This window comes from Streptomyces sp. NPDC027663 (assembly GCF_055566415.1).
Genome location: NZ_JBVHSK010000002.1, coordinates 848,381 through 869,870, shown reverse-complemented (window position 1 = coordinate 869,870; position 21,490 = coordinate 848,381). Strand labels below are relative to the sequence as shown.

Genomic DNA, 21,490 nt, shown 5'->3' with positions numbered 1-21,490 from the left:
GGGCCTTTAAAGACATGGGACTCGAAGAAAAGCTGCCGAGCGGCTTCCTGCTCACCACCGTCGAGCAGGCCGCGGGCTGGGTGCGCAAGGCGTCCGTCTTCCCGGCCACCTTCGGCCTCGCCTGCTGCGCCATCGAGATGATGACCACCGGCGCCGGCCGTTACGACCTGGCGCGCTTCGGCATGGAGGTCTTCCGCGGATCGCCGCGTCAGGCGGACCTGATGATCGTCGCCGGCCGGGTCAGCCAGAAGATGGCGCCGGTCCTGAGGCAGGTCTACGACCAGATGCCCAACCCGAAATGGGTGATCTCCATGGGCGTCTGTGCCTCCTCGGGCGGCATGTTCAACAACTACGCGATCGTCCAGGGCGTCGACCACATCGTCCCGGTCGACATCTACCTGCCCGGCTGCCCGCCGCGCCCCGAGATGCTGATGGACGCGATCCTCAAGCTCCATCAGAAGATCCAGTCCTCCAAGCTCGGCGTGAATGCCGAGGAAGCGGCCCGCGAGGCGGAGGAGGCGGCGCTCAAGGCCCTGCCCACGATCGAGATGAAGGGGCTGCTGCGGTGAGCGACGCGAACGGCACCAACGGCGCGAACGAGGCGAAGGGTCCCGCGAACGGGGCCAACGGCTCCGCGAACGGGGTGAACCCCGAGAAGGACCTCTCCGCCTCCAACCTCCCCGGCCAGCGCGGCCAGGGCGGCGAGGAGATCCGCGTCCAGCGCGGCATGTTCGGCGCCGACAACGGCGGCGACACCTCCGGCTACGGCGGCCTGGTCCGCTCCATCCGGCTCCCGGGACCCGCCACCCGCCCCTACGGCGGCTGGTTCGACGAGGTCGCCGACGAACTGGAAGGCGCCCTGGAGGAACAGGGACTCCTCCCCGGGAACGCCATCGAGAAGACGGTCGTCGACCGCGGCGAGCTGACCTTCCACATCGAACGCGAGCACCTGCTGCGCGTCGCCCGCACCCTGCGCGACGACCCGGCCCTGCGCTTCGAGCTGTGCACCGGCGTCAGCGGCGTCCACTACCCGAACGACAAGGGCCGCGAGCTGCACGCCGTCTACCACCTGCGCTCGATCACCCACAACCGGCTGATCCGCCTCGAGGTCAGCGCCCCCGACGGCGACCCGCGCGTCCCGTCACTGGTCTCCGTCTACCCCACCAACGACTGGCACGAGCGCGAGACCTACGACTTCTTCGGGATCGTCTTCGACGGTCACCCGGCCCTGACGCGGATCATGATGCCGGACGACTGGCAGGGCCACCCGCAGCGCAAGGACTACCCCCTCGGCGGCATCCCCGTCGAGTACAAGGGCGCCCAGATCCCGGCTCCGGACCAGCGGAGGTCGTACTCGTGAGCACGCAGTCAGCATCCGCCGCGTCCGCCGCATCCGCGCGCGAGACCACCGAGGGAACCGTGTACACGGTCACCGGTGGCGACTGGGACGAGGTCGTCCAGACCGCGGCCCGCGCCGACGACGAGCGCATCGTCGTCAACATGGGTCCTCAGCACCCGTCCACCCATGGAGTGCTCCGCCTGATCCTGGAGATCGAGGGCGAGACGGTCACCGAGGCCCGCTGCGGCATCGGCTACCTGCACACCGGCATCGAGAAGAACCTCGAGTTCCGCACGTGGACGCAGGGCACCACCTTCGTCACGCGCATGGACTACCTGACGTCCTTCTTCAACGAGACCGCCTACTGCCTCGCCGTCGAGAAACTCCTCGGCCTCGAGGACCAGATCACCGAGCGGGCGAAGATCATCCGGGTGCTCCTGATGGAGCTGAACCGGATGTCCTCCCACCTGGTGTGCATCGCCACCGGCGGCATGGAGCTGGGCGCCACCACGATCATGATCTACGGATTCCGTGATCGTGAAATGATTCTCGACCTCTACGAGCTGATCACGGGCCTGCGCATGAACCACGCGTACATCCGGCCCGGCGGACTCGCCCAGGACCTGCCGCCCGGCGCGGTGGACCAGATCCGCGAGTTCGTGAAGAAGATGAAGAAGAACCTCCCGGAGTACGACAAGCTCGCCACCGGGAACCCCATCTTCAAGGCCCGCATGCAGAACATCGGCTACCTCGACCTGGCCGGCTGCATGGCCCTCGGCGCGACCGGCCCGATCCTGCGCTCCACCGGCCTGCCGCACGACCTGCGCAAGGCACAGCCGTACTGCGACTACGAGACGTACGACTTCGACGTCCCGACCGCCGACACCTGCGACTCCTACGGCCGCTTCCTGATCCGCCTGGAAGAGATGCGCCAGTCGCTCAGGATCGTCGAGCAGTGCCTGGACCGGCTCCAGCCCGGACCGGTCATGGTCGCCGACAAGAAGATCGCCTGGCCCGCCCAGCTCGCGCTGGGGCCGGACGGGCTCGGCAACTCCCTCGACCACATCAAGAAGATCATGGGCACCTCCATGGAGGCCCTGATCCACCACTTCAAGCTGGTCACCGAGGGCTTCCGCGTCCCGCCGGGACAGGCGTACGCGGCCGTCGAGTCCCCCAAGGGCGAACTCGGGGTGCACGCCGTCTCCGACGGCGGCACCCGCCCCTACCGGGTCCACTTCCGCGACCCGTCCTTCACCAACCTGCAGGCCATGGCGGCGATGTGCGAAGGCGGCCAGGTCGCCGACGTCATCGTCGCCGTCGCGTCCATCGACCCCGTGATGGGAGGCGTCGACCGGTGACCACCTCTTCTTCGGAGCGGGGAGTCAGCCTGGGCATGCCCGGACTGCCCGCCCCCGCATATCCGGACGACGTCCGGGCCCGCCTGGAGGCGGACGCGCGCGAGGTGATCGCGCGCTACCCGGATTCCCGCTCCGCCCTGCTGCCGCTGCTCCACCTCGTGCAGTCCGAGGAGGGCCACGTCACGCGCACCGGGATGCAGTTCTGCGCGGACATGCTGGACCTGACCACGGCCGAGGTCACCGCCGTCGCCACCTTCTACACCATGTACCGGCGCAAGCCCTCCGGTGACTACCAGGTCGGCGTCTGCACCAACACGCTGTGCGCGGTGATGGGCGGCGACGCGATCTTCGAGACCCTCCAGGAGCACCTGGGCGTCGGCAACGGCGAGACCACCGACGACGGCATGATCACCCTGGAACACATCGAGTGCAACGCGGCCTGCGACTTCGCGCCGGTAGTGATGGTCAACTGGGAGTTCTTCGACAACCAGACGCCGGGCAGCGCCAAGCGTCTGGTCGACGATCTGCGTGCGGGGCACCCCGTCGAGCCCACGCGAGGGGCGCGCCTGTGCACCTTCAAGGAGACCGCGCGAATCCTGGCCGGCTTCCCCGACGAGCGGCCCGGGGCCGTCGAGGAGAGCGGCAGTGCGGGACCCGCGTCGCTGGTGGGCCTTCGCCTGGCAAGGGGAGAGGCCGCACCCGCGCGCGTGGTCCATCCGCGCGACGGCGGTCCGCACGACGAACCGCAGGACCGGGTGCACGAGCCGTCGCCGGCCGAGCACCTCAGTTCTCATGACGCGCCGCAGGAGACATCTGCCTCCGACCCGTCCCACCCGTCACCCTCCACCACCCGTGAGGGAGGGGCTCCGCCCCAGGGCTTCGACGCGGCAGGGCCTACCGCCGAGGAGGGGGAGTGATGACCGTGGCACCCGAACTCAAGGACACGAGCCCGGAGAAGCTGCTCGCACCCGTGCTGTCGGCCTTCTGGGACGAGGACCGGTCCTGGACTCTGGACGTCTACCGGAGGCACGAAGGGTACGAGGGGCTCCGCAAGGCGCTCGCCATGTCACCGGACGACCTGATCGCGTACGTCAAGGAGTCCGGGCTGCGAGGCCGCGGCGGCGCGGGATTCCCGACCGGAATGAAGTGGCAGTTCATTCCTCAGGGTGATGGAAAACCGCACTATCTAGTTGTCAACGCCGACGAGTCGGAGCCGGGCACCTGCAAGGACATCCCGCTCCTCTTCGCGAACCCGCACAGCCTCATCGAGGGCATTGTGATCGCGTGCTATGCCATCAGGTCGTCGCATGCCTTCATCTATCTGCGTGGTGAAGTCGTCCCCGTTCTGCGGCGGTTGCACGAGGCCGTGCGCGAGGCCTACGCGGCGGGCTACCTCGGCGAGAACATCCTGGGCAGCGGACTCGACCTCCAGCTCACCGTGCACGCGGGCGCCGGCGCGTACATCTGCGGTGAGGAGACCGCACTCCTGGACTCGCTCGAAGGCCGCCGTGGTCAACCGCGGCTCCGTCCCCCCTTCCCTGCGGTGGAAGGCCTCTACGCCTGTCCGACTGTGGTGAATAACGTCGAGTCGATCGCGTCGGTTCCCGCCATCCTGAAAAACGGGAAAGACTGGTTCAGGTCGATGGGCAGCGAGAAGTCCCCGGGCTTCACGCTCTACTCGCTCAGCGGCCACGTCGCGAGCCCCGGCCAGTACGAGGCCCCGCTCGGCATCACGCTCCGCCAGCTCCTCGACATGAGCGGTGGCATGCGGTCCGGGCACCGCCTCAAGTTCTGGACGCCGGGCGGCTCCTCGACACCGATGTTCACCGACGAGCACCTCGACGTCCCCCTCGACTACGAGGGCGTCGGCGCCGCCGGCTCCATGCTCGGCACCAAGGCGCTGCAGTGCTTCGACGAGACGACCTGCGTGGTGCGGGCGGTGACCCGCTGGACCGAGTTCTACGCCCACGAGTCCTGCGGCAAGTGCACGCCCTGCCGCGAAGGAACCTACTGGCTGGTGCAGTTGCTGCGGGACATCGAGGCCGGCAAGGGCGTCATGTCCGACCTCGACAAGCTGAACGACATCGCCGACAACATCAACGGCAAGTCCTTCTGCGCCCTCGGTGACGGCGCCGCATCCCCGATCTTCTCCTCGCTGAAGTACTTCCGCGAGGAGTACGAGCAGCACATCACGGGCCGGGGCTGCCCCTTCGACCCGGCCAAGTCGACGGCCTGGGCGGACCGCCCGGAGGTGAACGCATGACCGTACAGCAGGCCAGTAGCGGCTCCGCCGCGGGCCAGCGCCCCACCGGAGGGTGTCAGGCGGCGGTCCCGCCGGAAGACCTCGTCACGCTGACGATCGACGGCGTCGAGATCAGCGTGCCCAAGGGCACCCTGGTCATCCGGGCCGCCGAGCAGCTCGGCATCGAGATCCCGCGGTTCTGCGACCACCCCCTCCTGGACCCGGTCGGCGCCTGCCGCCAGTGCATCGTCGAGGTCGAGGGCCAGCGCAAGCCGATGGCGTCCTGCACGATCACCTGCACGGACGGCATGGTCGTCAAGACCCAGCTCACCTCACCGGTCGCCGAGAAGGCCCAGCACGGCGTGATGGAGCTGCTGCTCATCAACCACCCGCTGGACTGCCCGGTCTGCGACAAGGGCGGCGAGTGCCCGCTGCAGAACCAGGCGATGTCGCACGGCAACGCCGAATCCCGTTTCGACGGCAAGAAGCGCACCTACGAGAAGCCCGTACCGATCTCCACCCAGGTGCTCCTCGACCGTGAGCGGTGCGTGCTGTGCGCCCGCTGCACCCGGTTCTCCAACCAGGTCGCGGGCGACCCCATGATCGAGCTGCTCGAGCGGGGCGCACTGCAGCAGGTCGGCACCGGCGAGGGTGACCCGTTCGAGTCGTACTTCTCCGGCAACACCATCCAGATCTGCCCGGTCGGCGCCCTCACCTCGGCCGCCTACCGCTTCCGCTCCCGCCCCTTCGACCTCGTCTCCTCGCCGTCGGTGTGCGAGCACTGCTCGGGCGGCTGCGCCACCCGCACGGACCACCGGCGCGGCAAGGTCATGCGGCGGCTCGCCGCCGACGACCCCGAGGTCAACGAGGAGTGGATCTGCGACAAGGGACGCTTCGCGTTCCGGTACGCACAGACGAAGGACCGCCTCGGCACACCCCTGGTGCGCAACGCCGACGGCGTCCTGGAACCTGCCTCCTGGCCCGAGGCCCTCGAGGCGGCCGCACACGGACTGACCGCCGCCCGCTCCCGGGCCGGCGTCCTCATCGGCGGCCGGCTCACCGTCGAGGACGCCTACGCCTACAGCAAGTTCGCGCGCGTGGCCCTCGACACCAACGACATCGACTTCCGCGCGCGCGTGCACAGCGGCGAGGAGGCCGACTTCCTGGCCGCCCGGGTGGCCGGCCGGGGCCGTGACCTAGACGGCACGGGCGTCACGTACACCTCCCTGGAGAAGGCACCCGCAGTGCTGCTCGTCGGCTTCGAGTCGGAGGAGGAGGCGCCCGGCGTCTTCCTGCGGCTGCGCAAGGCCTGGCGGAGGCACAAGCAGCAGGTGTTCGCCCTGGCCACGCACGCCACCCGGGGCCTGGAGAAGGCGGGCGGCACCCTGCTGCCGGCCGCGCCGGGCACCGAGACGGAGTGGCTGGACGCCCTCGCGAGCGACGGCGGCCTGGAGGAGCCCGGTGCGCAGGCCGCACAGGCCCTGCGCACCGAGGGCGCGGTCATCGTCGTCGGCGAGCGGCTGGCCGGTGTCCCGGGCGGTCTCACCGCCGCCCTGCGAGCCGCCACCTCGACCGGTGCCGAGCTGGTGTGGATCCCACGCCGGGCCGGGGAACGCGGCGCCGTCGAGGTGGGCGCGCTGCCCTCGCTGCTGCCGGGCGGCCGTCCGGCGACCGACCCACGCGCGCGGGAAGAAGTCGCCGCCGTCTGGGGCCTCGCCGAACTCCCGCTGCGCTACGGCCGTGACACGCACCAGATCGTCGAGGCCGCCGGCAGCGGCGAACTGTCGGCACTCCTGGTCGCCGGTGTGGAGGTCGCCGACCTGCCCGAACCGGCACGCGCGCGCGAGGCGCTCGAAAACGTGGGCTTCCTGGTGTCGCTGGAGCTGCGGCCCAGCGAGGTCACCGAGCACGCCGACGTCGTCCTGCCGGTCGCCGCGGTCGCCGAGAAGGCCGGCACCTTCCTCAACTGGGAAGGCCGGGTCCGCTTCTTCGAGGCCACGCTCAAGCCCGACCAGATGACCCGCCGGCTCGCACCGACCGACACACGTGTGCTGCAGATGCTCGCCGACGCCATGGACGTCCACCTGGGCCTGCCGGATCTGCGCACCACGCGCGCGGAGATCGACCGGCTCGGCCCCTGGGACGGCCCGCGCGCCGCCGCACCCACGGAATCCGCGGGAGTACTGCCCCGCCCGGCCGCCGGCGAGGCCGTACTCGCCGGGCACCGGCTGCTGCTCGACCAGGGCGTGCTCCAGCAGGGCGACGAGGCGCTCGCCGGCACCCGGCACGCCGCACACGCGCGCGTGTCCGCGGCGACCGCCGCCGAGGCGGGCGTCGAGGACGGCGGCATCCTCGCCGTCACCGGCCCCGAGGGCTCCGTCGAAATCCCGCTTCGCGTCACCGAGATGCCCGACCGGGTGGTCTGGCTTCCGCTGAACTCCGTCGGCACCGGCGTCGCCTCCGACACCGGGGCACGGCCCGGCTCCCTCGTCCGCATCGGCCCGGCGGCGCTCGCCGAAGAGGCCCCCAAGGAGGTGGAGGCATGAGCACGTACCTCGCCGCTGAAGACCTCTCGCTGTTCGGCCGCGACCCCTGGTGGCTGGTCGTCGTCAAGGCCGTCTTCTGCTTCGCCTTCCTGATGGTGACCGTGCTGTTCTCCATCGTCTGGGAGCGCAAGGTCGTCGCCTGGATGCAGCTGCGCATCGGCCCCAACCGGCACGGCCCCTGGGGCATGCTCCAGTCGCTCGCCGACGGCGTGAAGCTGATGCTCAAGGAAGACCTCATCGTCAAGCGCGCGGACAAGGTGGTCTATGTCCTCGCGCCGATCGTCGCGGCCATCCCGGCCTTCATGGCGATCGCGGTGATCCCCTTCGGCCCGGCCGGCAACGAGATCTCGATCTTCGGCCACCGCACCACGATGCAGCTGACGGACCTGCCGATCGCGATGCTCTACATCCTCGCGGTCGCCTCCGTCGGCATCTACGGCATCGTCCTGGCGGGTTGGAGTTCCGGATCCACCTACCCGCTCCTCGGCGGCCTGCGCTCCTGCGCGCAGATGATCTCCTACGAGATCGCCATGGGCGCCGCGTTCGCCTCCGTGTTCCTGTACTCGGGGTCGATGTCGACGTCCACGATCGTCGAACAGCAGCACGACCGCTGGTACATCCTGCTGCTGCCGGTCTCCTTCATCATCTACATCGTCACCATGGTCGGCGAGACCAACCGCGCCCCCTTCGACATGCCGGAGTCCGAAGGCGACCTGGTCGGCGGCTTCAACACCGAGTACTCGTCGATCAAGTTCGCGATGTTCATGCTCGCCGAGTACGTCAACATGGTGACCGTCTCGGCCGTCTCGGCCACCCTGTTCCTCGGCGGCTGGCGCGCCCCCTGGCCGATCAGCACCTTCTGGGAGGGCGCGAACCACGGCTGGTGGCCGCTGCTCTGGTTCGTCATCAAGGTGCAGCTGCTGCTGTTCTTCTTCATCTGGCTGCGCGGCACGCTGCCCCGCGTCCGCTACGACCAGCTGATGAAGCTCGGCTGGAAGGTCCTCATCCCGGTGTCGGTGACCTGGCTGATGCTGGTCGCGACCGTACGGGCCCTGCGCAACGAGAACTACGACTTCGCCGACATCGCCCTCTACGTCGGCGGCGGAGTCCTCGCCCTGCTGCTCATCTCCTTCGTCGCCGACATGTTCCGCGAGAAGGCGAAGACGGCCGAGGAGCCCGCCGCCCAGGAGGCGGCCTTCGACCCGATGGCCGGCGGATTCCCCGTACCGCCGCTGCCCGGACAGGAGCTTCCGGCGGTGCCGAGGCGCCGCTCGCACCGCGACCGGGAGCTGATTGTCAGTGGCGGGTCGGACACTGTCAGTGACGGATCTTCGGATGGAAAGGAGGCGTCCGATGGCTGAGGAGCCTCAGGAGTCCGGGCAGACCACGCCCGGCTTCCAGAACCCCGTGGCCGGCTTCGGCGTGACCTTCAAGGCCATGTTCAAGAAGCGGCTGACCGAGCAGTACCCGGAGCAGAAGAAGACCACGGCTCCGCGGTTCCACGGACGGCACCAGCTCAACCGCCATCCGGACGGCCTGGAGAAGTGCGTCGGCTGCGAGCTGTGCGCCTGGGCCTGCCCCGCCGACGCCATCTACGTGGAGGGCGCCGACAACACCGACGAGGAGCGCTACTCGCCGGGCGAGCGCTACGGCCGCGTCTACCAGATCAACTACGCGCGCTGCATCCTGTGCGGTCTGTGCATCGAGGCGTGCCCCACGCGCGCGTTGACGATGACCAACGAGTTCGAACTGGCCGACTCCAGCCGCGCCAACCTCATCTACACCAAGGAGCAACTGCTCGCCGGCCTCGAAGAGGGCATGGTCGACACGCCGCACGCGATCTTCCCCGGGACCGACGAACAGGACTACTACCGGGGCCTGGTGACCCAGGCCGCACCCGGCACGGTCCCCCAGGTCGCCGTCTCCAGGGGCGAGGTGCCGCAGGAGGCCGCGTCCACCTTCGGCGAGGAGGAACCGGCCTCGGAGAAGGTGATCGGCCGATGATGACGCACCTCGCCGCCTCCACCACCTCCACCGGTGAGGCCTTCCAGTTCTGGGTCCTCGGCACGGTCGCGGTGATCGGCGCCCTCTGCACCGTCTTCATGAAGAAGGCCGTGCACAGCGCGCTCTGCCTCGCCGGCACCATGATCGTCCTGGCGGTGTTCTACCTCGCCAACGGCGCCTACTTCCTCGGGATCGTGCAGATCGTCGTCTACACCGGCGCGATCATGATGCTGTTCCTGTTCGTGGTGATGCTCGTCGGCGTCACGGCCGCGGACTCCCTTAAGGAGACCATCAAGGGCCAGCGCTGGCTGGCCCTTCTGTGTGGGCTCGGCTTCGGCGTCCTGCTCCTGGCCGGCATCGGCAACGCCTCCCTGAAGGAGTTCAACGGCACCGGCCAGGCGAACGCGAACGGCAACGTGGAGGGCCTCGCGGCCCTCATCTTCACCAAGTACGTCTTCGCCTTCGAAATCACCGGCGCCCTGCTGATCACGGCCGCCGTCGGCGCGATGGTGCTCACCCACCGCGAGCGCACCGAGCGCGCCAAGACCCAGCGCGAGCTGTCCGAGCAGCGCATCCGCGAGGGTGCGCACATCCCGCCGCTGCCCGCCCCCGGTGTCTACGCCCGGCACAACGCCGTGGACATCGCGGGCCTGCTCCCCGACGGCACCCCGTCCGAGCTGACCGTCAACAAGACGCTGCGCGAACGCGGCCAGATCCGCGATGTGTCCACCGAGGCGCTCAACGACCTTCGGGCGCTGGAGCAGCGCGCGGAGGAACGCCTGGAGCGCACGGCGATCGCACCGGAGACGTTCAAGCGGCCCGAGGAGGCGTCGAAGTGAACCCGGTCAACTATCTCTACCTCGCCGCCCTGCTGTTCACGATCGGCGCGACCGGCGTACTGATCCGGCGCAACGCCATCGTGGTCTTCATGTGCATCGAGCTGATGCTGAACGCCTGCAACCTCGCGTTCGTCGCCTTCTCCCGGATGCACGGCAACCTCGACGGCCAGATCATCGCGTTCTTCACGATGGTCGTCGCCGCCGCGGAGGTCGTGGTGGGCCTCGCGATCATCGTGTCGCTGTTCCGAACCCGCCACTCGGCCTCGGTCGACGACGCCAGCCTGATGAAGCTGTAAGGGGTCGGAAGAATCGTGGAGAACCTGATCGCGCTGCTCATCGCGGCGCCCCTGCTCGGAGCGGCCGTCCTCCTGGTCGGCGGCCGATGGCTCGACCGCGTCGGTCACTGGATCGGCACGCTGCTGTCGGCCGGCTCCTTCGTGTTCGGCCTGATCCTCTTCGCCGACCTGCTCGGCAAGGGCGCCGAACACCGCACGCTCGTCAAGCACCTGTTCAGCTGGGTCCCGGTGGCCGGCTTCCAGGCGGACGTCACGTTCCGCCTGGACCAGCTGTCCATGACGTTCGTGCTGCTCATCACGGGCGTCGGCTCGCTGATCCACCTGTACTCGGTGGGCTACATGGAGCACGACGAGCGGCGCCGCCGCTTCTTCGGCTACCTGAACCTGTTCCTCGCGGCGATGCTGCTGCTCGTCCTCGCCGACAACTACCTGCTGCTCTACGTCGGCTGGGAAGGCGTCGGTCTCGCCTCGTACCTGCTGATCGGCTTCTGGCAGCACAAGCCCAGCGCCGCCACGGCCGCCAAGAAGGCCTTCCTCGTCAACCGCGTCGGCGACATGGGCCTGTCGATCGCGATCATGCTGATGTTCACCACCTTCGGCAGCTTCGCCTTCGACCCCGTCCTCGGCCACACCGGTGACACCTCCGAGGGCAAGCTCACCGCGATCGGCCTGATGCTGCTGCTCGCCGCCTGCGGCAAATCCGCCCAGGTGCCGCTGCAGTCCTGGCTCGGGGACGCCATGGAGGGCCCGACCCCGGTCTCGGCCCTGATCCACGCGGCGACGATGGTGACCGCCGGTGTCTACCTGATCGTCCGCTCCGGCGCCGTCTTCAACGCCGCCCCCGACGCCCAGCTGGCCGTCACCGTCGTCGGCGCGGTCACGCTTCTCTTCGGTGCGATCGTCGGTTGCGCCAAGGACGACATCAAGAAGGCACTGGCCGGCTCGACCATGTCGCAGATCGGCTACATGGTGCTGGCCGCCGGACTCGGCCCCATCGGCTACGTCTTCGCGATCATGCACCTGGTGACGCACGGCTTCTTCAAGGCCGGGCTCTTCCTCGGCGCCGGCTCGGTCATGCACGGCATGAACGACGAGGTCGACATGCGCCGCTACGGCGGCCTGCGCAAGTACATGCCGGTCACCTTCATCACCTTCGGTCTCGGCTACCTCGCGATCATCGGCTTCCCCGGCCTGTCAGGCTTCTTCTCCAAGGACAAGATCATCGAGGCGGCGTTCGCCAAGGGCGGCACCGAGGGCTGGATCCTCGGCGGCGCGGCCCTGCTCGGCGCGGCCATCACCGCCTTCTACATGACGCGCGTGATGCTGATGACCTTCTTCGGAGAGGAGCGTTGGAGGAACCAACCCACTCGCTCCCCGGAGGCCCCCAGCGCGGAACCTGCGGCCGAGCACCGCGGCGAACATGCGGAGCCGCACCCGCACGAGTCCCCGAAGGTCATGACGATCCCCATGATCGTGCTGGCCGTCGGCTCCGTCTTCGGCGGTGCGTTCTTCAGCATCGGCGACCGCTTCCTGCACTGGCTGGAGCCGGTCACCGGCCACAGCGAGGGCGACTCCCCGCTCAGCGCGGCGACGGTCACCGGCGCCACCATGGTCTGCCTGGTCATCGGCGTCGCCATCGCCTGGGCCCAGTACGGCCGCAAACCCGTCCCGGCCCTCGCCCCGCGCGGTTCGCTGCTCACCCGCGCGGCCCGCCGCGACCTGCTCCAGGACGACTTCAACCACGTGGTCCTGGTCCGTGGCGGCGAACACCTCACGCGCTCCCTGGTGTACGTCGACCACACCCTGGTCGACGGCGTCGTCAACGGCACGGCGGCCGGCTTCGGCGGTCTGTCCGGACGGCTGCGCCGGCTCCAGAACGGCTTCGCCCGCTCCTACGCGGTCTCGATGTTCGGCGGTGCGGCACTCCTCGTCGCCGCAACCCTCCTGATGAGGGCGGTCTGATACCGATGTCCTTTCCCCTGCTGACAGCGACGGCGGCGCTCCCGGCCATCGGGGCCGTCGCCACGGCCGCCGTACCGGCCGCGCGGCGCACCGCCGCCAAATGGCTGGCGCTGCTCGTCTCCCTCGCCACACTCGCCCTGGCGGTCACCGTCCTGGTCCGCTTCGACCCGGACGGCTCCCGCTACCAGCTCACCGAATCCCACGCCTGGATCAAGGACTTCGGGGTCAGGTACGAGCTGGGCGTCGACGGCATCGCGGTGGCGCTGATCGCGCTGACCGCCGTACTGATCCCGTTCATCATCCTCGCCGGCTGGCACGACGCCGACCCGCTCGAGACCGGAAGCCGCCGCTGGCGGCCCACCCAGGGCTTCTTCGCGCTGATCCTCGCGGTCGAGGCGATGGTGGTCATCTCCTTCGAGGCCACCGACGTCTTCCTCTTCTACATCTTCTTCGAAGCCATGCTCATCCCCATGTACTTCCTCATCGGCGGCTTCGGGGACCGCGCACACGAGCACGGCGAAGAGACGGCCGCCACCCAGCGGTCGTACGCCGCGGTGAAGTTCCTGCTCTACAACCTCGTCGGCGGCCTGATCATGCTGGCCGCGGTGATCGGCCTCTACGTCGTGGCCGGGAACTTCAGCCTCCAGGAGATCGCGCAGGCCCGCGCCAACGGCTCGCTGCACATGGCGACGAGCACCGAACGCTGGCTGTTCCTGGGCTTCTTCTTCGCTTTCGCGGTGAAGGCGCCGCTGTGGCCGCTGCACACCTGGCTGCCCAACGCCATGCAGGAGTCCACCGCCCCTGTCGCCGTCCTCATCACCGCGGTCGTCGACAAGGTGGGCACCTTCGCGATGCTCCGCTTCTGCCTCCAGCTCTTCCCGGAGGCCAGCAAGTGGGCGACGCCCGTGATCCTCGTCCTGGCCCTGATCAGCATCGTCTACGGCGCGCTGCTCGCCGTCGGCCAGCGGGACATCAAGCGCCTGGTGGCGTACGCGTCGATCTCGCACTTCGGCTTCATCATCATGGGCATCTTCGCGATGACCAGCCAGGGCCAGTCCGGCGCCACGCTCTACATGGTCAACCACGGCATCTCCACGGCCGCGCTGATGCTGGTCGCCGGCTTCCTGATCTCCCGGCGCGGCTCCCGGCTCATCGCCGACTACGGAGGCGTGCAGAAGGTCGCCCCGGTGCTCGCCGGCACCTTCCTGATCGGCGGCCTCGCCACTCTCTCCCTGCCCGGCCTCGCGCCGTTCGTCAGCGAGTTCCTGGTCCTGGTCGGCACGTTCACGCGCTACCCGGCGATCGGCATCATCGCCACCTTCGGCATCGTCCTCGCCGCGCTCTACGTGCTCGTCCTGTACCAGCGGACGATGACGGGCCCGGTGAAGCCCGAGGTGTCGGCGATGCCCGACCTCCGCGTGCGCGAGCTGGTCGTCGTCGCCCCGCTGATCGTGCTGCTGATCTTCCTGGGCGTCTACCCGAAGCCCGTCACGGACATCGTCAACCCCGCGGTCGAGCAGACCATGTCCGACGTACACAAGACCGACCCCAAGCCCGAGGTGGAGGCGGCCAAGTGAGCGCAGCAGCCGTCCACAGCCTGTGGACAACCGCGGCCGAACCGATCTCGAAGATCGACGCGCCGAAGATCGAATACGGACAATTGTCGCCGACCCTGATCGTCGTCGGCGCGGCGCTGGTCGGGGTGCTCGTCGAGGCCTTCGTGCCGCGCAAGTCCCGCTACTACGCGCAGGTGTTCGTCGCCGTCGTCGCACTGTGCGCCGCGTTCGCTGCGGTCGTCGCACTCGCGGCCGGCGGGTACGGCACCACGAAGGCACACGTCGCCGCCATGGGAGCCATCGCGGTCGACGGCCCGTCCCTCTTCCTGCAGGGCACGATCCTCCTGGCCGGCCTGGTCGGCCTGTTCACCTTCGCCGAGCGGCGCCTGGACCCGGCCGCCCACGGCAACCGCGTCGACTCCTTCGCCGCGCAGGCCGCCGCCGTACCCGGCAGCGACAGCGAGAAGGCCGCGGTGAAGGCCGGCTTCACCACCACGGAGGTCTTCCCGCTCCTCCTCTTCGCCATCGGCGGCATGCTGATCTTCCCGTCGGCCAACGACCTGCTGACCCTGTTCGTGGCCCTGGAGGTCTTCTCCCTCCCGCTGTACCTGCTGTGCGCGCTCGCCCGCCGCAAGCGGCTGATGTCGCAGGAAGCCGCAGTCAAGTACTTCCTGCTCGGCGCGTTCGCCTCCGCGTTCACGCTGTTCGGCATCGCGCTGCTGTACGGCTACGCGGGCTCGGTGTCGTACGCGCGCATCGCCCAGGTCGTCGACGGCACCGTCACCGACGTCGACCCGGCACTCGCCAACACCATGGGCAACGACGCGCTGCTCCTGATCGGCGCCGCCATGCTCGTCATGGGCCTGCTGTTCAAGGTGGGCGCGGTGCCGTTCCACATGTGGACGCCCGACGTCTACCAGGGCGCGCCCACCCCCGTGACCGGCTTCATGGCGGCGGCGACCAAGGTGGCCGCGTTCGGCGCGCTGCTGCGCCTGCTGTACGTCGTCCTGCCCGGGCTGCGCTGGGACTGGCGGCCGGTCATGTGGGCCGTCGCGATCATCACCATGCTGGGCGGCGCGATCGTCGCCATCACCCAGACCGACATCAAGCGGCTGCTGGCGTACTCGTCCATCGCGCACGCGGGATTCATCCTCGCGGGTGTCATCGCCACGTCGAAGGACGGCGTGTCCTCCGTCCTCTTCTACCTGGCGGGCTACTCCTTCGTGACGATCGGCGCGTTCGCCGTGGTCACGCTGGTGCGGGACGCGGGCGGCGAAGCGACCCACCTGTCCAAGTGGGCCGGACTCGGCCGCCGCTCGCCCCTGGTGGCGGCGGTCTTCGCGATCTTCCTGCTTGCCTTCGCCGGAATCCCGCTGACCTCCGGCTTCGCCGGGAAGTTCGCTGTGTTCAAGGCGGCGGCGGACGGCGGCGCGGCCCCGCTGGTCGTGGTCGGTGTGATCTCCTCGGCGATCGCCGCGTTCTTCTACATCCGCGTGATCGTGCTGATGTTCTTCAGCGAGCCGAAGCCGGAAGGCCCGACCGTCGCCGTGCCGTCACCGCTGACCATGGTCGCGATCGGCATGGGAGTGGCCGTGACCGTCGTCCTCGGCGTGGCGCCCCAGTACTTCCTGCACCTGGCGAGCCAGGCGGGAGTATTCGTGCGCTGACGATCACTTCTCACATGCCGTTGCCCGGCACCCGTGTTCGGAAGGGTGCCCGGCAGCGGTGTGTTTTCCGGGGCTCACTGATCTTTGTCGCGGCGTGGCTTGATCTGCGTGAGGTCGAGGTCCAGCGGGAACGGCACGTCCAGCTTCATCCGCTCGCAGAAGATGCCGGTGCTGGTGTAGGTGCCGGTCGTCGGCTCCAGCTCGACGACGTGCACCACGGCGCGGCCCTCCTCGTTCTCGACCCTCCAGTAATGGGGGATCTTCGCGGGGCATACTTCATGGGCTTGGTCTCGCGGTCGCGAGAGACCGAGTCCTCCGAGACGACCGCGATGGCCAGGACGACGGACTCCGCCGGGAAGCGGGTCTGGTACGGGTCCTCCACGACGGTCGCGTGCACCACGACCACGTCCGGCTCGGGCCGGTTCTGGCGGTCGATGTCGATCGTGAACTCGCGGATGGCCTCGAATCCTCCGGTGCCAGCGACTGGAGCTGCCATTCGAAGAAGCTCACACACGCACGTGAAACATCGTCTGCGGACTTACGAAGACCAGGCTCCCGTCGATCAATTCCGTGTGCGGAGGAAGATTCGGGAGGCGGTCCAGGTCGTCGGCGGTCCAGCCGCCTTCCGGCGGGGTCGGCCAGCTGGGCGTGGACGCCTTCGGCGCGACGCTCATCAGTGCTCCCGTGGGACAGAGTCTCGCCGGTGCGTTCAGACTATCGACCGGAAACGGGCAGGTCTCCCACGAACGTGTGAACGACTTTCGTGTCCTGGACATGAGTCTCCGCGGTCAGCCTGTGGATAACTCCGAGGCTGTCGGTCCGGGCCCCTATGGTGGAGGCAGCGGTCGAGAGACGACACACGGGGGACCGACGGGGGACAGGACGATGGGCGCGACGGGCGGGATCAGCGAGATGCCACAGGTGACCGGGGGGCCGGGCACGGACGACAGCGAGGCGCTGGCCACGCTGCACCGGGTCTTCGGATACGACGCCTTCCGGGGCGAGCAGCAGTCGATCATCGAACACGTGGTGGCCGGCGGCGATGCCCTCGTCCTCATGCCCACCGGCGGCGGCAAGTCGCTGTGCTACCAGATCCCGGCCCTCGTCCGCCCCGGCACCGGAGTGGTGGTCTCTCCGCTGATCGCCCTCATGCAGGACCAGGTGGACGCCCTGCGCGCCCTCGGCGTCCGAGCCGGCTTCATCAACTCCACCCAGGACTTCGACGAGCGGCGCATGGTCGAGGCCGAGTTCCTGGCCGGCGAGCTGGACCTGCTCTACCTGGCGCCGGAGCGGCTGCGCCTGGACACCACCCTGGTCCTGCTCTCCCGCGGCAAGATCTCCGTCTTCGCGATCGACGAGGCGCACTGTGTCTCCCAATGGGGCCACGACTTCCGCCCCGACTACCTCACCCTGTCCCTGCTCGGCGAGCGCTGGCCGGACGTCCCGCGAATCGCCCTCACCGCCACGGCCACCCGCGCCACCCACCAGGAGATCACCCAGCGGCTGAACCTGCCGACGGCCCGCCACTTCGTCGCCAGCTTCGACCGGCCCAACATCCAGTACCGGATCGTCCCCAAGGCCGACCCCAGAAAGCAGCTGCTCGCCTTCCTCCGGGAGGAGCACACGGGCGACGCCGGCATCGTGTACTGCCTCTCACGCAACTCCGTCGAGCGCACGGCGGAATTCCTGAGCGCCAACGGCATCGACGCGGTGCCGTACCACGCGGGCCTGGACGCTGCGACGCGCGCCGCGCACCAGTCCCGGTTCCTGCGCGAGGACGGCCTGGTCGTGGTCGCGACGATCGCTTTCGGCATGGGCATCGACAAGCCCGACGTCCGCTTCGTCGCCCACCTCGACCTGCCCAAGTCGATCGAGGGCTACTACCAGGAGACCGGCCGTGCGGGCCGCGACGGCCTGCCGTCCACGGCCTGGATGGCATACGGCCTGAACGACGTCATACAGCAGCGCAAACTGATCCAGTCCGGCGAGGGCGACGAGGCCTTTCGCCGCCGCGCCGGAGCCCACCTCGACGCCATGCTCGCGCTGTGCGAGACCGTCCAGTGCCGCCGCGGCCAGCTGCTCGCCTACTTCGGCCAGGACCCCGACCCGTCGGGCTGCGCCAACTGCGACACCTGCCTGACCCCGCCGGAGACCTGGGACGGCACGATCGCCGCGCAGAAGGTGCTGTCGACGGTGGTGCGGCTGCAGCGGGAACGCGGACAGAAGTTCGGCGCGGTGCAGATCGCCGACATCCTGCTCGGCAAGCGCACCGGCAAGGTCATCCAGTTCGACCACGACCAGTTGTCCGTCTTCGGCATCGGAGCCGACCTCACCGAGGCCGAGTGGCGGGGCGTCATCCGGCAGCTGCTGGCCCAGGGACTGCTCGCGGTCGAGGGCGAGTACGGCACCCTGGTACTCACCGACACGAGCGGCTCGGTGCTGAAGCGCGAGCGTGAGGTGCCGCTGCGCAAGGAGCCGAAGAAGCCGGCCGCGTCCCGGTCGAGACCGGCGGGCGCCCCGGGGGGCGAGCGCAAGGCCAAGGCCGCCGCGGCCGAACTGCCCGACGCACTGCTCCCCGCCTTCGAGGCCCTGCGTGCCTGGCGTGCCGACCAGGCCCGGGAACAAGGGGTCCCGGCATACGTCATCTTCCACGACGCCACACTGCGGGAGATCGTCAGCCGTTGGCCCGGTTCGGTGCGCGAGCTGGGCACGATCAGCGGCGTCGGCGAGAAGAAGCTGGCGACATACGGGGAAGGGGTCCTGGAGGTGCTGGCCTCCCAGGACGGCCCGGCCGCGGCCCCGGCCCCGGCAGCCGATGCGCAGGACACCGGCTGGCCGGAGCCGACAGAGGAGCCGGAGCCGGACGACTGGATATAGCGGGCCGGCCAGTGGCGATGCCGGGGACCGTCACAGGCCGCGTGCCGCGTAGGCCCTGACATCCGCGTCCGAGTCGGCCGTGGCCGTGGCGAGGGCTGCCCGGGCCTCCGGCGAGGCACGGTGCCGGGTGAGTGCGAGCACGGCCGCCTTGCGCACATCGGCGTTCGGATCGGCGAGGGCCTTGGCGAGGGCGGGCACGGCCGTGTCGGCGGGCGCGACCGACAGCGCAGTAGCGGCGCCGGACCGTACCTGCCAGGCCGGATCCGACAGAGCGGCCACGGCACGGGCGGCGAACGGTTCCGGGCAGCCGGTGACGGCCAGCGCACCGAGCGCGGCCCCGCGCACCAAAGGGTCACCGTCCTCGGTGAGCCGGTCCAGAGCGGCGTCGACCAGACCCCGGCCGGCCGCGGTGAGGGACGCAGGGCCGACGGCAGCCAGCGCCTTGGCCACGGTGACCCGGACCTCCCGGGAGGGATCCTCCGCGGCACCCGCCAGCGGCCGGACCGCATCGACCGAGACCAGCGCCCGCACGGCCTCGATACGGACACCCACGTCCGGGTCGTCCAGCGCCGCCGCGAACACCCCGGCCTCGCCGAGCCGCAGCGCCCGCAGCACATCGAGACCGGCGGCCCGGACCACGGGGTCGGGCACGGCGAGCGCACCGGTCAGAGCCGCACCCAGGGCCGGCTCCGGCTGCAGCGTCTCGACGAGTTCGCGCAGTGAGGCCGCCGCCGTCGCCCGGACCTCGGCGTCGGAGTCGGCGAGCGCACCGGCGAGGGCCAGCCCGGTGCCGGACGGCACCGTCTCCGTGAGCACCGAGACGGCCGTACGGCGGACAGCGGGATCGGAGTCGGCCAAATACGGGCCCAGTTCGGCCAGTTCGGGTTCCGCCTCGGCCAGTTCGAGCAGCTCCAGGAGCCGGGGAGAAGCGGCTCCCGCGGTGCTCGCCGGGTCGCCGGAGCGGGCGGCGCGGGCGGGCGCCGGTCCCGCGGCCACCGGCGCCACCTCGCGCGGCCCGGCCGTGGCCACCTGCTCGGGCCGAACCTCGCCCAGCCGCCGGGAGGGGCCGCCGACAGGCGTGAACTCCTCGACCGGAACCAGATAGGGAGCCACGGGACGAGCCGTGAACTCCATCGCACCAGAGGGGGACTTGTGCAGATCGAGATGGTGGAACCAGGAGGCGTCGTCGCGCCCGGGGTGGTCGAGACGGTCGTGGTAGAGGCCCCAGCGGGACTCGGTACGGGCCAGGGAGGCACGGGCGGCCATCTCCGCGCAGTCGCGGATGAAGGTGACCTCGGCGCAACGCATCAGCTCATGCGGGGTGCGGGCACCCATCGCGGCGACGTCGGCACGCATCCGCTCGAAGGCCTCCAGTGCCAGCGAGAGCCGCGTGCCGGACTTGGGCGGTGCCACGTAGTCGTTCACGAAGCGGCGCAGCTTGTACTCGACCTGGGGCTGCGGCGGGCCGTCCGGGTTGCGCAGCGGGCGGTAGATCAGCTCGTGCGCCTCACGCACCTGGTCCGCGGGAAGCTCACCCTCGTACGCCCTGTACCGGGCGGCGTCCGCGCCCGCCAGGTCACCGAAGACGAAGGCGCCGATCATGTAGTTGTGCGGGACGCAGGCGAGGTCACCGGCCGCGTACAGGCGGGGCACGGTCGTACGGGCATGGTCGTCGACACGGACGCCGGAGGCGGAGTGGCCGCCGCACAGCCCGATCTCGGAGATGTGCATCTCGATGTCATGGGTGCGGTAGTCGTGCCCGCGGCCGGCGTGGAAGGTGCCGCGAGTGGGCCGTTCGGTGGAGTGCAGGATCGACTCGAGGGCGGAGACCGACTCCTCGGGCAGATGGCTGAGCTTCAGGTAGACCGGGCCGCGGTCACCGGCGACCTCGGCGGCGAACTCGGCCATCATCTGCCCCGACCAGTAGTCGGAGTCGACGAAACGCTCACCGTGCCGGTTCACCTGGTAGCCGCCGAAGGGGTTGGCGACGTAGGCGCAGGCCGGGCCGTTGTAGTCCTTGATCAACGGGTTGATCTGGAAGCACTCGATCCCGGTCAGCTCGGCACCCGCGTGGTAGGCCATGGCGTACCCGTCACCGGCGTTGGTGGGGTTCTCGTAGGTGCCGTAGAGGTAGCCGGAGGCGGGCAGGCCGAGCCGGCCGCAGGCCCCGGTCGCGAGGATCACCGCGCCCGCGCGGACGGTGACGAAGGCGCCGGTACGGGTGTGGAAACCCACGGCACCCACCGCCCGCCCCTCGGCGGTGAGCACCCGCACGGGCATCACCCGGTTCTCGATCCGGATCCGCTCCCGCATCTCGCGCCGCCGCAACTGCCGGTACAGGACCTTTTTGACGTCCTTGCCCTCTGGCATCGGCAGTACGTACGAGCCGGAGCGGTGGACCTGGCGCACCGCGTACTCGCCGTGCTCGTCCTTCTCGAACTTGACCCCGTACGACTCCAGCCGCTGCACCATGGCGAAACCGCGAGTGGCGGTCTGGCGGACGGTGGACTGGTCGACGATGCCGTCGTTGGCGCGGGTGATCTCGGCGACGTAGTCGTCGGGTTCGGCACGGCCGGGTACGACCGCGTTGTTGACGCCGTCCATGCCCATGGCGAGCGCGCCGGAGTGCCGGACGTGGGCCTTCTCCAGCAGCAGGACGTCCGCGCCGCGCTCGGCAGCGGTCAGCGCGGCCATGGTGCCGGCGGTGCCGCCGCCGATGACGAGGACGTCGCAGGTCAGCTCCTCGGCGTCGGTGACGGCGGGAATCTCCAGGGTGGGGGCGGGGGTGGTCACCGGGGTGCCTT

General features: G+C 69.7%; 15 protein-coding genes and 1 pseudogene. 14 read left to right on the top strand and 2 right to left on the bottom strand.

What is annotated here, in order from left to right:
• The first annotated feature begins 14 nt into the window (after nucleotides 1–14).
• The 13 genes from ACZ4SF_RS08835 to nuoN are packed head-to-tail and all read left to right on the top strand — an operon-like array spanning nucleotide 15 to nucleotide 15,809.
• Nucleotides 15–569 carry a NuoB/complex I 20 kDa subunit family protein gene (locus tag ACZ4SF_RS08835; protein ID WP_007383964.1) on the top strand — a complete coding sequence of 185 codons (555 nt, stop codon included), beginning with the start codon at nucleotides 15–17 and terminating at the stop codon, nucleotides 567–569.
• On the top strand, nucleotides 566–1,360 hold the full coding sequence (locus ACZ4SF_RS08830; RefSeq protein WP_468380128.1) for an NADH-quinone oxidoreductase subunit C: 795 nt from the start codon (nucleotides 566–568) through the stop codon (nucleotides 1,358–1,360). Before ACZ4SF_RS08835 ends, ACZ4SF_RS08830 begins: the two co-directional genes overlap by 4 nt.
• A complete protein-coding gene (locus ACZ4SF_RS08825) occupies nucleotides 1,357–2,697 on the top strand; it encodes an NADH-quinone oxidoreductase subunit D (RefSeq protein WP_468380125.1) in 1,341 nt (446 codons plus the stop codon). Before ACZ4SF_RS08830 ends, ACZ4SF_RS08825 begins: the two co-directional genes overlap by 4 nt.
• Complete coding sequence (nuoE, locus tag ACZ4SF_RS08820) at nucleotides 2,694–3,614, top strand: NADH-quinone oxidoreductase subunit NuoE (protein WP_468380123.1); 921 nt, start codon at nucleotides 2,694–2,696, stop codon at nucleotides 3,612–3,614. Before ACZ4SF_RS08825 ends, nuoE begins: the two co-directional genes overlap by 4 nt.
• The gene (nuoF, locus tag ACZ4SF_RS08815) at nucleotides 3,611–4,960 is read left to right on the top strand and encodes an NADH-quinone oxidoreductase subunit NuoF (protein WP_468380120.1); all 1,350 of its coding nucleotides are present in this window, start codon (nucleotides 3,611–3,613) and stop codon (nucleotides 4,958–4,960) included. The genes nuoE and nuoF overlap by 4 nt, the downstream gene beginning before the upstream one ends.
• On the top strand, nucleotides 4,957–7,485 hold the full coding sequence (locus ACZ4SF_RS08810) for an NADH-quinone oxidoreductase subunit G (RefSeq protein WP_468380117.1): 2,529 nt from the start codon (nucleotides 4,957–4,959) through the stop codon (nucleotides 7,483–7,485). The genes nuoF and ACZ4SF_RS08810 overlap by 4 nt, the downstream gene beginning before the upstream one ends.
• On the top strand, nucleotides 7,482–8,846 hold the full coding sequence (gene nuoH / locus ACZ4SF_RS08805; RefSeq protein ID WP_468380114.1) for an NADH-quinone oxidoreductase subunit NuoH: 1,365 nt from the start codon (nucleotides 7,482–7,484) through the stop codon (nucleotides 8,844–8,846). Before ACZ4SF_RS08810 ends, nuoH begins: the two co-directional genes overlap by 4 nt.
• The gene (gene nuoI, locus ACZ4SF_RS08800) at nucleotides 8,839–9,489 is read left to right on the top strand and encodes an NADH-quinone oxidoreductase subunit NuoI (RefSeq protein WP_468380111.1); all 651 of its coding nucleotides are present in this window, start codon (nucleotides 8,839–8,841) and stop codon (nucleotides 9,487–9,489) included. Before nuoH ends, nuoI begins: the two co-directional genes overlap by 8 nt.
• Nucleotides 9,486–10,328, top strand: coding sequence for an NADH-quinone oxidoreductase subunit J (locus tag ACZ4SF_RS08795; protein ID WP_468380108.1), 843 nt, complete (start codon nucleotides 9,486–9,488; stop codon nucleotides 10,326–10,328). The genes nuoI and ACZ4SF_RS08795 overlap by 4 nt, the downstream gene beginning before the upstream one ends.
• A complete protein-coding gene (gene nuoK, locus ACZ4SF_RS08790) occupies nucleotides 10,325–10,624 on the top strand; it encodes an NADH-quinone oxidoreductase subunit NuoK (RefSeq protein ID WP_028420845.1) in 300 nt (99 codons plus the stop codon). Before ACZ4SF_RS08795 ends, nuoK begins: the two co-directional genes overlap by 4 nt.
• 15 nt (nucleotides 10,625–10,639) lie before the next feature.
• A complete protein-coding gene (gene nuoL, locus ACZ4SF_RS08785) occupies nucleotides 10,640–12,586 on the top strand; it encodes an NADH-quinone oxidoreductase subunit L (protein WP_468380105.1) in 1,947 nt (648 codons plus the stop codon).
• A gap of 5 nt (nucleotides 12,587–12,591) precedes the next feature.
• On the top strand, nucleotides 12,592–14,163 hold the full coding sequence (locus tag ACZ4SF_RS08780) for an NADH-quinone oxidoreductase subunit M (protein WP_468380102.1): 1,572 nt from the start codon (nucleotides 12,592–12,594) through the stop codon (nucleotides 14,161–14,163).
• A complete protein-coding gene (gene nuoN, locus ACZ4SF_RS08775; protein WP_468380100.1) occupies nucleotides 14,160–15,809 on the top strand; it encodes an NADH-quinone oxidoreductase subunit NuoN in 1,650 nt (549 codons plus the stop codon). Before ACZ4SF_RS08780 ends, nuoN begins: the two co-directional genes overlap by 4 nt.
• Before the next feature lie 74 nt (nucleotides 15,810–15,883).
• On the opposite strand, the pseudogene ACZ4SF_RS08770 reads toward nuoN, so the two are convergent.
• Nucleotides 15,884–16,483: pseudogene (locus ACZ4SF_RS08770) on the bottom strand (Uma2 family endonuclease).
• Nucleotides 16,484–16,694: 211 nt separating this feature from the next.
• Here ACZ4SF_RS08770 and recQ point away from each other — a divergent pair.
• Nucleotides 16,695–18,686 carry a DNA helicase RecQ gene (gene recQ, locus ACZ4SF_RS08765; protein WP_468380097.1) on the top strand — a complete coding sequence of 664 codons (1,992 nt, stop codon included), beginning with the start codon at nucleotides 16,695–16,697 and terminating at the stop codon, nucleotides 18,684–18,686.
• A gap of 30 nt (nucleotides 18,687–18,716) precedes the next feature.
• On the opposite strand, the gene ACZ4SF_RS08760 is transcribed toward recQ, so the two are convergent.
• Nucleotides 18,717–21,479, bottom strand: coding sequence for a fumarate reductase/succinate dehydrogenase flavoprotein subunit (locus tag ACZ4SF_RS08760; RefSeq protein ID WP_468380094.1), 2,763 nt, complete (start codon nucleotides 21,477–21,479; stop codon nucleotides 18,717–18,719).
• Between the last annotated feature and the right edge of the window lie 11 nt (nucleotides 21,480–21,490).

Excerpts from the sequence above, each read along its gene's own strand:
- ACZ4SF_RS08835 (WP_007383964.1), top strand. The coding sequence starts at position 15 with ATGGGACTCGAAGAAAAGCTGCCGAGCGGCTTCCTGCTCACCACCGTC.
- ACZ4SF_RS08810 (WP_468380117.1), top strand. The coding sequence starts at position 4,957 with ATGACCGTACAGCAGGCCAGTAGCGGCTCCGCCGCGGGCCAGCGCCCC.
- nuoH (WP_468380114.1), top strand. The coding sequence starts at position 7,482 with ATGAGCACGTACCTCGCCGCTGAAGACCTCTCGCTGTTCGGCCGCGAC.
- nuoI (WP_468380111.1), top strand. The coding sequence starts at position 8,839 with ATGGCTGAGGAGCCTCAGGAGTCCGGGCAGACCACGCCCGGCTTCCAG.
- ACZ4SF_RS08795 (WP_468380108.1), top strand. The coding sequence starts at position 9,486 with ATGATGACGCACCTCGCCGCCTCCACCACCTCCACCGGTGAGGCCTTC.
- ACZ4SF_RS08780 (WP_468380102.1), top strand. The coding sequence starts at position 12,592 with ATGTCCTTTCCCCTGCTGACAGCGACGGCGGCGCTCCCGGCCATCGGG.
- recQ (WP_468380097.1), top strand. The coding sequence starts at position 16,695 with ATGGGCGCGACGGGCGGGATCAGCGAGATGCCACAGGTGACCGGGGGG.